Raw genomic sequence first — 14137 nt, forward strand, 5'->3', positions numbered from 1 at the left:
GCCAAACGTCACGATAGGTCCGCAATACGGACAGGAAGGTGTGAACGTGAATAGTGCCCCTATTCATCTTTCAACCCCGTCAAACGGGCAGTCGGGTCACCCGCCGACGTGGATGCCGGGGCGACGCAGCGGGTCCCGCTCGGTCCGCCGGATGATCTCCCGCACCACCGGCGGGGTGTCGCCCCGACCGAGGATGAGATAGCGCGCCAGGTGCGCGATGGGGCTGCCCTCCGACCACTCGAAGTGCGCGTGCGGCCGAACCCCGGTGGCGTCCCGCAGGGCCAACAGGATCGCGGCTATCGCGTTGGGCGCGGCCGAGCTGCTGGCCCGCAACACCCGGAAGCCACCCACCTCGATCCCGTGCACCCGCAGCACCTGACTGAACTCCGACGGGTCCACCACGTCGATCTCCAGGAACAGCACGTCCGCCGCACCGGGCACCGGATTCATCCCCCGCTGCGCCCGTTCCTTGATCGTGTACTCCTTCACCGACCCGCTCTGCCGCTTGTTCGCGATCAGGTGCAGCTGCCCGTCGTGGGCCAGCGACTCGGTGATGAACCGACGGGCCGGTTCGTCGAACTCGATCCGCTCGGCGCGCAACTCGGTGGTCCGGGTGACCCGGGAGACCAACGAGACCACGATGATGCCGAGGATGAACAGGGCGGAGATGGTGATCCCGTCCGGCTGCTCGATGACGTTCTCCAGCAACGCGTACAGCAGCACCAGGGTCAGCAGTGTGAAACCGACGGCGGTGGCGCGCTGGTGGTGGCGGACCGCGGAGATCGTCACCGCCACCGCGCCGGAGACCATCATCGCCAGGATGCCCGTCGCGTACGCCCCGGCCTGGGCGTTGACGTCGGCCCGGAAGGCGATCGTGATGGCGACGCTGACGACGGTGTAGACGATCACCACCGGACGCACCGCCCGCGCCCACTCCGGTGCCATGCCGTACGAGGGCAGGTAGCGCGGCACGATGTTGATCAGCCCGGCCATCGCCGAGGCGCCGGCGAACCAGAGGATGAGCACGCTGCTCACGTCGTAGACGGTGCCGAAGGCCTCGCCCAGGTGAGCGTGCGCCAGAAACGCCAGGGCCCGCCCGTTGGCCGCCCCTCCGGGTCGGAACTCCTCCCGCGGGATGAGCGCCGTGGTCACGAATGTCGTCGAGATGAGGTACACCGACATGATCAGCGCGGCGGTGGTGAGCAGCCGGCGGGTGTTGCGGATCCGGGCGGCGAGCCGGGCCTGCTTGTCCGCCCCGTCGGCGCGGACCAGCGGCATCATGCTCACCCCGGTCTCGAATCCGGACAGGCCCAGCACCAACAGCGGGAACGCCAGCACGGCCGTGAGGAGCACGTGGCCCGGCCCGCCGCCGCTCGTGGTCAGCGCGGCGGTCCAGTCCGACACGATGCCCGGGTCGGCGACGAGCTGGGCCACCGCGACCACGACGATCACCGCGTTGAGCACCAGGAAGACGGCGACAAGTGGGATGGCCACCACCACCGCCTCGCGGAAGCCGAGCAGGAACACCCCGCCGAGGATGAGCAGCAGCACCACGGTGACCACGACCGGGACGGCGGGGCCGTGCAGCGCGTCCGGCAGGTACGGGTTCTCCAGCAGGTGCACGGTGGCGTCCGCCGAGGACAGGGTGATCGTGATGATCCAGGAGGTGGCCACGAAGCCGAGCAACACGAGTACGAAGATCTTGCCCCGCCAGAACGGCAGCAGGCGCTCCAACATCGCCACCGACCCCTGCCCGTGCGGGCTCTCCTGGGCCACCCGCCGGTACATCGGCAGCATGCCGAGGAGGGTGAGCACGACGATCAGCAGGGTGGCCAGCGGGGACAGCGCCCCGGCCGCCACCGCCGCGATGCCCGGCAGGTACGACAGCGTGGAGAAGTAGTCGACGCCGGTCAGGCACATCACCTGCCACCAGGCGTGCCGGCGGTTCTGTCCCTCGCCCGCCTCCGGGCCCGGCGGCTGCACCTGGTGCTGGAAGAGCCACCGGCGCAGTGGACTGGCCGGCGGCGACGACCGCGCCGCCGTCGCCACGCGTTCGGGCACCACGACACCCGGCCGGCCGCCCCGGTGCGGGCGCGCCGGGTCGCGGGCCGCCCGCAGCGCCGGGTCCGGTCCCGTCGGCGCGTGGCGGCGCCCGTTCCAACGTCGTGGTTTCGCCCGGTGCTCGTCACCCATCGCCAGTCCCACCCTCACAGGTCCTGATCCGACGGTAGGTGGTGGCGCGGGACCCGACCGGCGGAACCGGGCAGGTGGATGGCCAGCTCAGGACAGGTCCGGAACGGCGAGCACACGGGCCAGCGCGGGCGGGTCGGCGACGGTCACCGTGGCCGCCGGGTGTCGTGGCCACCCGCCCGGCACCACCGCCGGCACCGCCGTGCCGAAGCGCAGGCAGATCCCGCCGGCCGTGCTGCTGCCGAAACTGGCACCTCCGTCGGCCAGCGACAGGTGCGGCCCGATCACCCGCCACCAGCGGTACGGGCCGCTCAGCTCGACGGCTGTCACGTTCTCCCGGTCGGTCCGCAACCGCCACGGCCCGTACCGGATCACCAGGTCCCGGTCGGTGACGGCGACCCAGGTCGTCGCCGGGCGGACCCCCAGCAGCGCCAAGACCGGGCGGAACACCGGATCGAAGCGGAACGCGAACCGCGTCGCGGCACCTGTCATCGCGCACCGGGACGAACTGTGGGTCGCGGCACCGGGCCACCCGGCCGCAGCGGGCCGGGCCGCGCGGGCCGAGGGCGGGCGGCGGGCCGACGCCGGGCCAGGACGGTCATGGCGCGGGCGTACCCGCTATGAGCCCGCCGACACCCCCCGACGGCCGCCACCGTCACCGACGAGCCCCACGCCCCTCCCCCACCGTCGGCCGGCGCCCCCCGGGGCCGGCCGACGGTGGCAGACGGTCGACACCCCCCGGGGCCGACCGGCTGCACCTCCCGGGCCCGACCGGACTCCGGCCGGACACCAGGGGCGGGTGGATCTGCTGGGACGCGCCCCCGCGCTCCGCCACCCCCCACGGGGCGGAGCGCGGGGACCCCCCGTCCCGGCTACTGCAGGAACGCCCCGAGGGGCGAGAGCAGTAGCCGGCCGAGCGCCGCGGCGTTGTCGTCCAACCGCGTGCGCTCACACTCGCGGGCGTCCGGATCGTGCCGGCACCGCCAGATCTTCTGCGCGTTACGCCAGGCGACATCGCGGGTGTACTCGACCAGTTCCCCCTGGTACCAGTCGTCGATGTCGCCGTTGAGCATGTCGATGAGCAGTTGCCACCGCTCCAGATAGCCCCGGCGCAGACCGGGGATCTTGTCCGCGAAGATCTTGTTGATCTCCAGGTAGTCGTGGTGCTGGTCACTGCCGTCGACCGGCTCCGACTCCAGGTGGTCGAACGTGGTCACCAGGGCGAAGGGCAGGTCGAAGTTGATGTGCGCGTTGACCCCCGCCGCCGCCGACGGCAGCGGGCGGGCGTCCGGCCCACGCATCCGCTCGAAGAGGCACGACCACGCCTTCGGAGTGCCCGGGCTGGAGTCGGTCCAGAGCCGCATCGCGTCGAAATACCGCGCCGCGAACTCCACGTCCAGCCGAGAGAGAAAGGCCGGGTCGACGAAACGGTCGTCGTACAAGCCGTCCAACACACTGCTGGTGATGGTCAGGTAGAGCCTGTTGAAGTCCGCGAGGGGGCAACTGGCCTCCAACGGGGGCAACCGTACGAGCAGGTCCTGCAGCTTGGTGAGGTGATCGACCACGGCCGGCACGTCGGCGGGATGGTCGGCGAGCAGATCGACGATGTCCCGGTGCACGGGCCCCCAGACCGCTTCGATCATCTCTGCCTCCATAGTGGTCGGCGGCATCCCCCGTGCCGTCGTCGACGCGGCCCAGCCTCTCAGCCGACACCCACTCACCGAATCAGTAGAACGACGTATCCCGGCGCGCACACGCCGGTGGGCGGTGGCCGAGCGTCAGCTTCGGACGACGTTGCGCAACTGGATCGCGCTGGCCTGGACGCGGGTCCGGACCTGGAGCTTGTCGAAGATATGCGACACGTGCACCCCGATGGTCCGTTCGCTGATGAACAGCCGCTGCCCGATCTCCCTGTTGGTCAGGCCCTCCGCGACGAGCGCGAGCACCTCCCGCTCCCGTGCGGTGAGCGCCGCCAACTCGTCGTCGGACGCCTCGGCCGGCGCCCCCCGCGTCCCGTTGAGAGCCTCGCGTTCCTCGAGCGACACCCGGGCCCGCCCGGCCAGCTCGCGGATCTCCGAGGTCAGCGGCACCGCGCCCAGACCCTGCGCCACCCGGTACGCCTCCCGCAACAGCTTGCCGGCGGTGGCCAGCCGGCTGCGCCGGGCCAGCAGCGCCTCGGCCTGCCGCAGCCGCGAGTACGCCGCCGGGTAGGGGTGGTGGCGTCGATCCCACTCGGCGACCGACGCGGCCCACAGGTCCGGGTCGCTGCTGTCGAGACGGCTCACCTCGGCGGCGCAGAGGGCCAGGAACCCCTCCACCACCGAGCGCACCGGACGGGCCGCTCCGACGCTCTTGCGGGCCACCCGGTCCGCCACGTCGCGCAGCCGGCGGACCACCGTCGGGTCCACCGCCACGGTACGGCTGGCGTGCGCCTCAGCCTCGGCCCGCAGGCCGTGCCAGACCAGCGCCGACAGGATCGTCACGTCGTCGGAACGGCTCTCGGTGAGGCCACGTTGCACCGCCAACCGCGCCACGTCGTGCCGGCCCTCCCACATGGCCAGCCCGGCGCGCAGGGTGAGCAGCGGAATGACGTGTCGCGCCCCGCCACCGGCGAGCAGGGTCGCCACCGCGTCGAGGTCGCGGCTGGCGGCGTCGATGTCGCCGTAGCCCACCGAGAGCCGGCAGCGGGCCAGCAGCAGCTCCACGGCGTCCGCGCCGGACGGTCGGTGCCGCAGGGCGGCGGCGACCACCTTCTCCGCCTCGGCCCACTGGCCCACCCGGAACAGCCCGTTGATGGCGACGGCCAGCAGCCGGGTCTCCCAGGTGCGGCCCAGTCCCAGCTCGGCGACCCGCTCGGCACCGCGCCGGGCCACCACCACACCCTCCTCGAGGATGTTCAGTGGCCCGGTCAACAGCTCCGCCAGGTGCAGGTACGCGCAGGCCACATCCTCGGGCTGCCCGGCGCGCTCGGCGGTCTCGAGGGCGTCGCGCATCACCGCGAGCCCCGCGTCCGGGTCCTCCAGGTAGGCGTCGCTGAAGCCCAGCGCCGCGCTGGCCAACACCACCTCGGTGGCGGAGCCCTCCACGTCGACGGCCAACGCCAGCGCCTCCCGGGCCCGCTGGCCGGCGTCGGCGTAGCGACCCAGGTGCAGGAGCAGCTCGGCGAGACGGGCGGCGGCGGTGGCCCGGTCGCGCGGGGAACAGTCGGCCGCCGTCAGCGCCCGCTGGTATTCCTCCTCGGCCAGCGCCGAGCGACCGGCGGCGGCCAGGTAGCGGGCCCGGCGGATGTGCAGCGCGCTCGGCTCGCCACCGGGCAGCGCGGCCACCTCTTCCAGCAGGGCCAGCGCGCGGGCGTGCTCCCCACAGTGGTGGGCCGACTCGGCGGCGTTCTTGAGCAACTCCACCCGGTCCACCCCCAGCGGAACCGGGTCGGTGGCCAGTTGCAACGCCGCCGACCAGTGCCGGTGCGCCTCGGCGTAACCGTGCAGCCGCTCGGCCTCCTGCGCCGCCGCCACCTCGGCGGGCAAGGCGCGTGCCGGCTCACCGGCCAACCGCCAGTGGTGCGCCAGACGCGCCTGGTGCAGCTCGCCCGGAGCGGCGGTGAGCGCCTCGGCGTAGCGGCGGTGCAGCCCGGAACGCTCGGCCGGCAGCAGCTCGTGCGCGAGCACCTCGGCGACGAGGCGGTGCCGCAGCCGGTAACCGTCGTCGGCGCCGACCAGCAGCCGATGGGCCACCGCGGCGCGGGCCGCCTCGATCAGCTCGTCCTCGGGCAACCGCAGCACCCGGGCCAGCAGCCAGTGCTGGACCGGCTCGACACCCGCGGCGACCGCGTGCACCACCGCGTGCGCGTGCTGGGGCAGCGCGTCGACCCGGTCGAGGAAGATCTCCCGCAGCGTCTCGGACAGGCCGTCGCGGCCGTCGCGGAGATCGCGGGCCAGCTCCTCGATGACGAACGGGTTGCCGCCGCTGCGCTGCCAGACCTGATCGGCCGCCTCGGCGGCCAGCGGTCGGCCGACCACGGCGGCGGCGAGCTTCTCGGTGTCGGCCCGGTCCAGTGGGGCCAGGTCGAGCACCCGTACCGTCCGCAGCCGACGCAGCTCGGTGAGCACCCGGCGCAGCGGGTGCGCGCCCTGCAACGACTCGGCGCGCACCGCCGCCAGCACGGAGAGCTGGAGGTCGCCGAGCCCGGCCAACAGGTAGAGCAGCAACTGTCGGGTGCTCCGGTCGACCCACTGCAGGTCGTCGAGGATCAGCACCAGTGGCCGGCCCTCGGCGATCAGGTGCAGGCCGCGGCTGACCCGCTCCAGCAACGCGCCCGCGCCGTCCGGGCCGGCGGTCTCGTCGGCGAACATCTGCAGCAGCCCCCGCACGGCGGAGGAGGTGCGCGCGTGCGCGCTGGACAGGTCGGCGTCGAAGCGGCGCAGCGCCTGCAACAGCGGGTGCAGCGGGGAGGCGTCGCCGATGTCCAGGCAGCTGCCGGTGAGCACCACGGCGCCCTGCGCGCGCAGGCGGTCGCCGACCTCACCCAACAGGCGGGTCTTGCCCACACCGCTCTCACCGGTCAGGAAGACGGCGGCGGTCTGCCCGTGCGCGGCGTCACCGAGCAGCGCGGACCGAACCGTCTGCACCAGCGCGGTCCGGCCCACGAGCGGTGCGGTGTCCACATCGCTGGCCATGGCACGCAGCCTAATCACCGATCCCCGAAGCGTTCTACGGCCAAGTGCCGCTTGTGGTACTCCTCGCGTCGACTTTGCGACTAAAGGTTGCGAGTGGCCGACATACGTCGTTCGGCAGATCCCCCGTCAGCCCAGGAATGCCAATCTCCGGAGGTCACCAGGCATCAGCGGGGAGAAGGGTTGGTGCGAAACCATGATCACCACCACCACTACCAGCATCATCGTCGGCGACGCGCGGCGACCCGTGACCCCGCGCTGGCCCGTCCCCGAGGAGAGACGCACCGTCACGGTGCTCTTCGCCGACATCGTCGGCTCCACGGCGTTGGTGAACCGACTCGACCCGGAGGACGTCCGCGCGTTGCAGCGGGTCTACTTCGACACCGTCGCCCGCGTGCTGCACCGCTGGCAGGGAGTGGTGGAGAAGTACGTCGGCGACGCGGTGATGGCGCTCTTCGGCGCTCGGCACTCCGACGGCTTCGACGCGTACCGCGCGGTGCGCGCCGGACTCGAGATCCAGGCCGCGCTGGACCGCCGACCGATGGTCGGGGACATCCGACTTCGGGTGCGCGTCGGTGTCGCCACCGGCGAGGTCGTGGTCGACCTGGGCGACGCGGTCAGCGGCGGGCACGGCGTGGCCAGCGGCGCGGTGATCACCACCGCGGCCCGCCTCCAGGAGTACGCGCCACCGGGCGCCGTCGCGCTCTGCGCGGCCACCGCGCGGGCCACCGCCGGCCTGATCAACCAGCGTCAACTGCCGCCGGTGCCGGTCGCCGGCCACGTGCCGCCGGTGCCGGTCTGGCACGCCGTCGGTCCGGTGCGTCCCGGCGTCGACAGGCACGACGGCCCGCTGATCGGCCGCCGCCGCGAGTTGGCCACCATCCGCGACCAGCTGACCCTGGCCATCCGGGAGCGGAAGCCGTGCTGGATCTCCCTGGTCGGGCCCACCGGCAGTGGACGCAGCCGGCTGCTGCACGAGCTGGTCCGTGGGATGACCACTGTGGATGGTGCACTCGTGCACTGGTCGGTGACGGCCTGCCAGCCGTACCCGGATCAGGTCCTGGAACCGGTCGCCGAGCTGCTGCGTGGCGTCGCCGGGGTCCGTCGCGGTGACGGCCCGGCGGCGGTCCACGACCGGCTCGTCGCCGCGCTGACCGCCCTGTTCCCACCGGAGCGGGTCGCCGCCGCCGTCCCGGCGCTCCAGCGGATGCTGGCCAACCCGGACGGCTCGGCCGCGGCGATGGCCGGCGCGGCGATCTGCCGTGACGTCCTGCTGCGCCTGGCCACCCAGGTGCCGCTCGTCGTCGCCGTGGACGACGTGGACCGGGCGGCGCCGGCGGTGAGCGGATTCCTGCGTGCGCTGTTCAGCGCGGCGACGGCACGGGGCCTACCACTGGCCGTGATCACGCTGCACCAACCGCAGTGGGCCGACACCCGGCCCGGCTCGGCCCGCCGGGTGACGATCCGCCCGCTGGCCACCGTGCAGTCCGGGCGGCTGCTGCGCCACCTCCTGACCCGGGCCGGTCAGCCGGTCCCCCTGGTGGACCGGCTGCTACCGCTGGTGGGCGGCCGACCCGGGCACGCGGCGGCATACGTCGCGTCGATCGTGGCCGGGGCCGACCCGGCGGCGCTCCCGTTGCCCGAGGCCGTACGCCGGGCCGTCGGCGCCGAGCTGGACCACCTCGACGGTGAGCGGCGGGCGGTCCTGATGGCCGCCGGTGTCCTCGGCGGCGTGATCTCCGGCGCGGCTGTCGACCGGGCCCTCGGCTGGACGCCCGGACGGTCCGTGTCGGCGCTGCGCCGGCTGGTCGCCGCCGGGCTGCTCATCCCCCAGCACGCCGGCGGGTACGGGTTCGCGTCGCCCGCGCTGTGCCAGGTCGCGGCCGAGCGGCTGCCCCGCGCGCTGCGGGCCGTCTTCACCCGCCGGGCCGCCACCGTCCCGCGCCACGACACCGCCCGCCGGCCACACGGCGCTGCCGTGAACCCCGTCGCTCGTACGCTCGGCGACGGCTCGGCCAACCGGCCCGCCGAGGTCGTACGGCTGGACGCGGTGCGCTCCCGGGTCGGCCGCGACACCGCCCTCGTGACGCTGGCCCCCGCGCCAGGATCCAACCCGCCGCGCCTCCCCGCCCCGACGATGGCGACTCCGCCGGCCGCGCTGCCCCGGGCAGCCAACCGTGCGGCGGGCGTCAACCGGCTCCGAGCCGTCGCGCCGGCCGGTGACGTGCCACCGACCTCGGCCGCGACGGTGTCGGCGGCGCGGGCCAACGGGGGCGGTCACTGGCCCTCGGACGTCGGCCGCGTCCCGGTGGCGATCCGCGTGGCGCCCATCGTCGCGGGGTCGGCCGGACCCGGCGTCGGCGCTACGCCCGGCGCGAGGCGCGCCGTACCCCGCCCGCCGTTGATCCACCAGCCGGACGGCCTGGCCGACTCAGCCTGAGGGTCCGCCGCACGGCGGACCGAGTCGGGGTGAGACCACTATCCGACTCGGAGTGGTCCAGCTCGAGGCACGAGGACCCCGGCCGAGGCGGGTACGTCACGACGAACCACTGTTCCCGGACGGCCGGCCGCCGAACTGCCAGTTGTGCACCTCGACGGCGGCGTACCGGTCCGCGGTCAGGATGGCGTGCGCCGCGTCCGGGGTCGGCGCTCGGACCAGCGCGGCGGTGCCCAGCCACGTGGCGCCGTCGTCGGACAGCAGCGGCCCGTACGCGATCAGCTCGTCCGGGTCGGGTGGCAGGGGCAGGTCGACGGCCTGCCCCTCGCCGAGGCCCAGCACCAGGTAGCGGTTGCCGCCGGTCCGACCACCGGGGAAGTCCCACATGGTGCGGCCCAGCGTGTTGCGCCATCGGCGCAGCAGCACGTCCCGGTACACGCCGGCCTGGTAGTTGGGCTCGTCGAAGGCGAACGCCCGTGCGGCGGCCGGATCGGGCACGTCGACGATGTGCACGCTGCCGGTGGCCGTGTCGCCGGACAAGGTCGGGCCGCGGGCGATCAACTTCTGCGCGTACCGATCCATGTAGGACCAGTGCTCGGCCAGCAACTCGTCGCGCAACGTCGCCGAGCCGGGCCGGTCGCGGTGGTAGCAGAGGAACTCCATGGCCGGCATTCTCGACGTGGTGCCGGACCTCCGGACGGCCGGGTGTCGCCCCGCCGCCTACGGTACGGACGCCGAGGCCAGCAGCGCCGCGGTCGGCAGGACGAGCAGGCCGTCCGCGTCCCGGTAGGCGGCGGTCAGCTCGTCGTACGCGGCACGCACCCGGGTGATCACGTCCGGCGGCTGTGCCGCCAGCACCAGACCCGCCTTGCTGATGCCGTTGGCCGGGCCGCTCCACCACGCCTCGGGGTGGGTGCGATGCGCCCAGGTGATCGTGTCGCAGCGCACGTCGGCGAGCCCTGCGGCGTCCAACAAACCCGCGAACCCGTCGGGGGTACGCGGAAAGTCCCGCTCCGCGTCCACCGTCGGCGCCGAGGTCCGACGGTCGACCCCGGCGGCGTCGAACACCGCGCCCCACAGCCGCTGCGCCTCGGGCGGCGGGTCGGGCCAGATCGTCACGGCGATCCGTCCGGCCGGCCGGACGACCCGTCGCAGTTCGCTGATCGCGGCCAGCGGATCGCCGACGTGATTGATCACGAAGTTCGCCACGGCCGCGTCGAAGTTCCCGCCGGGGAACGGCAGGTGGGGCAGGGCCGCGAGGCGAACCTCGGTGGCGGACGGGACGCGGCCGCGCACCATCTCGACCATGCTGGGTTCGGCGTCGACGGCCACGACCGTTGCGCCGCGCGCGCTGGCCAGTCTGGCCACGGTCCCGGAGCCGGTGCCGGCGTCGAGCACCCGCAGGCCCGCGGCGACGCCCGCGGCGTCCAGCAACGCTGGGGCGGGATGGGCGCAGAGGGCGGCGAAACTGCTGTCGAACGCCGCCGCGCGCCCGGCCCACCGCGACCGCTCGTGCTCGTCGAAAGCTGTCGTCGGCACTCGGCACATCCTCCTCGTGGATCTTGACGGTGGTGCCACGGTATCGGACGAGCGCCTCCTCGTCGGGCACGAACAGTTCCTCGGCCGGTGTGTGGACCCGTATCCCGAGGACCGGCCACATGGCGACAAGCGACATGGGCTCATCGTCGCGGAGGGACCGAGTCTGGGTCGTCCCCGACGTCGCCGTTCGGAGCGCTCAGCGGACGCTGAGGAAGGCCAGCACCCTCGGCCAGATCGCCGCGCTGGCTTCCGGGGAGTGCTCGGCCAGGTCCGGATCGGTGAACAGGTGACCCGCTCCGGGATAGCGGAAGACCGTCAGATCGGCGCCGGCGTCGGTGAGCGCCCGCTGCCACTCGTCGACCTCGTCCGGCGCGTCGTACGGGTCGGGGTCGGCGAGGTGTAGCTGCACCGGCAACCCGGGTCGGACCGCGTCCGGTGCGCCGCCGGTGCCGTGCAGCAGGAGCAGACCTGCGGCGTCGGGTCGCTCGGCCAGCAGCGCCCCGGCCACGCCGGCGCCCATCGAGAGGCCGGCGAGCGCCGTCTCCGGGGGCAGGTCACGCAGCGCGGCTCGGGCCCGGTCCAGCACCACGTCGTGGCCGATCTTGTCGAGCAGCGCGAAGCCCTCCTCGACGGTGTCGGCGGCCGGGACGCCGTACAGGTCGGGGACTGTGACCTGGTGCCCGGCGGCGCGCAACCGGTCGGCGGTCGCGCGGACGGCGGGTCGCAGCCCGTACACGGAGTGGAACAGCACGACGTGTGGCATCCGGTCATCCTGCCGCAGCCGCGGGTCCGTCCGGTGTGGCCACGCGGGGCCGACCTCAGACCAGCGCCGCCAGCCGCGCGACCAGGTCGGCCGGTGGCGGCATCGCGGCGATCTCACGGCTGACCTGGACGGCGGCGGTACGCAGGCGCTCGTCGGTGAGCAGGTGGGTAAGTGCCCGCGCGGTGATGTCCCGAGGGCGCAGCGCCAGGCCGGCGCCCCGGCGGGCCACCAGCTCGGCGTTGTGCCGCCGGTCCCCCGGACCCGTCGTGGCGAGCTGCGGCAGGCCGGCGGCGAGGGCGCCGAAGGCGCTGCCCGCCCCGCCGTGGTGCACAAGTGCCGCACTCACCGGCAACGCCACGTCGAGCGGGATCCAGTCGACCACCCGCACGTTGCCGGGCAGCGAACGGGCCGACCGCTCGTCCGGCCGGACCAGCACGATCTCGGCGTCCACCTCGGCGGCGGCAGCGACCACGGCGGGCATCGGCCCCCGATCACCGGGGCCGGTCACCGTGCTGCGGGTGACCAGGATGCGCGGTCGTTCGCCCGGTTGCCGCAGCCAGTCCGGTAGCTCGCCGCCGCCGACGTAGGATTCGTAGCGCATCGGCCAGCCATCCTGCCGCGCCACGCTGGGCGGGGCCACGGCGATGGCGGCGGCCGGCGGCGGCAGCTCGGTCAGGCCGTGCCGCCGCAGGGCGGAACCGAGCCGGGCGGTGGTGGCGCGGACCAGGTCCCGGCCGTCGAAGAGGGAGTTCTCCTGGCGTACGGCCGGCACGCCCAGCCGGGCGGCGGCCACCGCGCCGGCGACTGCGAACGGCTCGTGCAGCACCAGATCCGGCCGCCACTCGGTGGCCAGCGTGACGACCGGGTCGATGAGCCGATCGTTGAGGGCACCGAAGAGCAGGCCGGCGCCCCGGGTGTCGGCGGTGCCGGCCATCTCGGCGCGGGCGATCAGCGGGTGCCGGGGGAAGACCCGCAGCGCGATCCGGCCGAAGTCGAAGCCCGGCGCGACGTCGCGCACCGACAAACCCGCGTCGGCGGCGGCCAGGCCACCGCCGCCGGTGGCCAACAGCACCTCGTGGCCGGCGTCGCGCACCGCGACCGCGAGCGGCACCAGCGGAAAGACGTGCCCGACCAGCGGGGCGGAGACCACCAGGACGCGCATGGGCCGGATCCTATGTCGATCGGGCCGGTGGTGAAGCCCCGCCGCGGCCGCCTGCGGCGTGCGTTCAGCGCGTCCGCTTCGCCGTGCCACGAGGCTTCGGCAGGTGGTCGACAACCCACAGCCACAGCAGGTTTCTCCGACGCGCGGCCTCCGCCTCGGCCTGCCGCGACGCCTCGACCGCGGCGAAGCCGTAGTCCCGCATCCGTTCCTCGTAGTCGCCGATCGCCGCGACCAGGTCGCCGCCACCGGTGAGCGCCTCGCACAGATGTGCCGCGTCCATGAGCGCGGTGTTCGCGCCGGAGCCGCGGGCCGGGCTCATCGCGTGGATGGCGTCACCCAACAGGGTCACCCTGCTCGGGACCCAGGCCGGCACACGGCGGCTGCTGCGGACCCGGATGACGAACGTCTCCTCCACGGCCGCCGCGCCGAGCAGGGCGCGAAGGTCGGGGTGCCACGATCGGATCGCCCGGCAGGCGACGGAGTGCAGGGTCGTCGCGTCGGCCTCTTCGAGCGTCCCGTCGAACGCCGGCAGCCGGTCGCGCGGTGCGGAAACCGCCCACATCAGGTAGTCACCGGCCGGGCTCAGGCGTACGTCCGGCGCGATCGCGGCGGCCGCGTCCACGGGTCGACGCCGGAACTCGACGAGTCCGGCGGCCAGACCGACGTGGCCGCCCAGGATCGCGGTGAACCCGTCGGACATGGCCGGTGGGACGAGCCGCCTCGCCGCGTCGTCCAACAGCGTCCGGCCGTAGATGATCCGCGTGCCGGTGTCGACAGGCTGTGCGTGTGGCAGGAGTACGCGGCGGACCGCCGAACTCACCCCGTCCGCGCCGACGAGGACGTCGGCGCGCGTCGTCGAGCCGTCCACGAAGCGCAGCGTCACCCCGTCCGGGTCCTGTTCGTAGTCGGCGACCTCGTGGCCGTAGTGAATCCGCTCCGCAAGCCCGGCGGCGAGAATCTCGCGCAGCGTACCTCGATCGACCGACGTGGACAGAGTTGCCGGATCGTCCGGGTCACGGGGCGGGCTGGCGGGCGTTTGGTGCAGGACACGCAGCCGCCCGGACAGCACCGTCACCCTGCTCCCGGGGCGGCCCGCCGTCGCCAGGAACAGCCGGAACAGCCGCGGTGGCAGACATTTCTCCAGCGCGAGGGCCGCGCGAGCGTCGACGTGCAGACGGTAACCCTGCCGGCGGCTGTCCGGCGCGGCGTCCCGCTCGTAGACGTCGACGTCGACACCGGCCCGCAGCAGGCCCTGAGCGAGGCACAGCCCGCCCAGGCCGGCACCGGCCACCGCCACTCGCAGACCGCCGCTCAACGCCTTCGCCCGTCGTACCGGCGGACGACCCGCTGAGCCATCATCGTCGAACGCCCGC

10 protein-coding genes are annotated in these 14137 nt (G+C 73.9%); 1 reads left to right on the forward strand and 9 read right to left on the reverse strand.

What is annotated here, in order from left to right; translation table 11 throughout:
* Window positions 1–96: 96 nt before the first annotated feature.
* The 4 genes from ACGFH8_RS23890 to ACGFH8_RS23905 form a co-directional block, all read right to left on the reverse strand.
* On the reverse strand, window positions 97–2193 hold the full coding sequence (locus ACGFH8_RS23890; protein WP_393370767.1) for an amino acid transporter: 2097 nt from the start codon (window positions 2191–2193) through the stop codon (window positions 97–99).
* 87 nt (window positions 2194–2280) lie between these two features.
* Window positions 2281–2682 carry a PH domain-containing protein gene (locus ACGFH8_RS23895; protein ID WP_393370769.1) on the reverse strand — a complete coding sequence of 134 codons (402 nt, stop codon included), beginning with the start codon at window positions 2680–2682 and terminating at the stop codon, window positions 2281–2283.
* 380 nt (window positions 2683–3062) lie between these two features.
* Window positions 3063–3833, reverse strand: a complete 771-nt coding sequence (locus ACGFH8_RS23900) for a DUF5995 family protein (RefSeq protein ID WP_393370772.1) — start codon at window positions 3831–3833, stop codon at window positions 3063–3065.
* A 135-nt stretch (window positions 3834–3968) separates the two neighbouring features.
* Window positions 3969–6866 carry an AAA family ATPase gene (locus ACGFH8_RS23905; RefSeq protein ID WP_393370773.1) on the reverse strand — a complete coding sequence of 966 codons (2898 nt, stop codon included), beginning with the start codon at window positions 6864–6866 and terminating at the stop codon, window positions 3969–3971.
* Window positions 6867–7059: 193 nt separating this feature from the next.
* Here ACGFH8_RS23905 and ACGFH8_RS23910 point away from each other — a divergent pair, with 193 nt between their 5' ends.
* Window positions 7060–9303: an AAA family ATPase gene (locus tag ACGFH8_RS23910; protein ID WP_393370776.1), complete on the forward strand. Its 2244-nt coding sequence runs from the start codon at window positions 7060–7062 to the stop codon at window positions 9301–9303.
* A gap of 96 nt (window positions 9304–9399) precedes the next feature.
* Here the strand turns inward: ACGFH8_RS23910 and ACGFH8_RS23915 are convergent, their stop codons facing one another.
* The 5 genes from ACGFH8_RS23915 to ACGFH8_RS23935 all read right to left on the reverse strand — a co-directional run bounded on the left by ACGFH8_RS23915 (window position 9400) and on the right by ACGFH8_RS23935 (window position 14079).
* Window positions 9400–9963 (reverse strand): YciI family protein, encoded by a 564-nt coding sequence (locus tag ACGFH8_RS23915; protein WP_393370779.1) that lies wholly within the window; start codon window positions 9961–9963, stop codon window positions 9400–9402.
* Window positions 9964–10020: 57 nt separating this feature from the next.
* On the reverse strand, window positions 10021–10839 hold the full coding sequence (locus ACGFH8_RS23920) for a class I SAM-dependent methyltransferase (protein WP_393370780.1): 819 nt from the start codon (window positions 10837–10839) through the stop codon (window positions 10021–10023).
* A 196-nt stretch (window positions 10840–11035) separates the two neighbouring features.
* Window positions 11036–11602: a dienelactone hydrolase family protein gene (locus ACGFH8_RS23925; protein ID WP_393370782.1), complete on the reverse strand. Its 567-nt coding sequence runs from the start codon at window positions 11600–11602 to the stop codon at window positions 11036–11038.
* A gap of 55 nt (window positions 11603–11657) precedes the next feature.
* Window positions 11658–12764 (reverse strand): nucleotide disphospho-sugar-binding domain-containing protein, encoded by a 1107-nt coding sequence (locus ACGFH8_RS23930; protein WP_393370784.1) that lies wholly within the window; start codon window positions 12762–12764, stop codon window positions 11658–11660.
* Window positions 12765–12828: 64 nt separating this feature from the next.
* A complete protein-coding gene (locus tag ACGFH8_RS23935) occupies window positions 12829–14079 on the reverse strand; it encodes an FAD-dependent oxidoreductase (protein ID WP_393370786.1) in 1251 nt (416 codons plus the stop codon).
* Window positions 14080–14137 lie beyond the last annotated feature (58 nt).

Source organism: Micromonospora sp. NPDC049175 (genome assembly GCF_043197345.1).
GTDB lineage: Bacteria > Actinomycetota > Actinomycetes > Mycobacteriales > Micromonosporaceae > Micromonospora.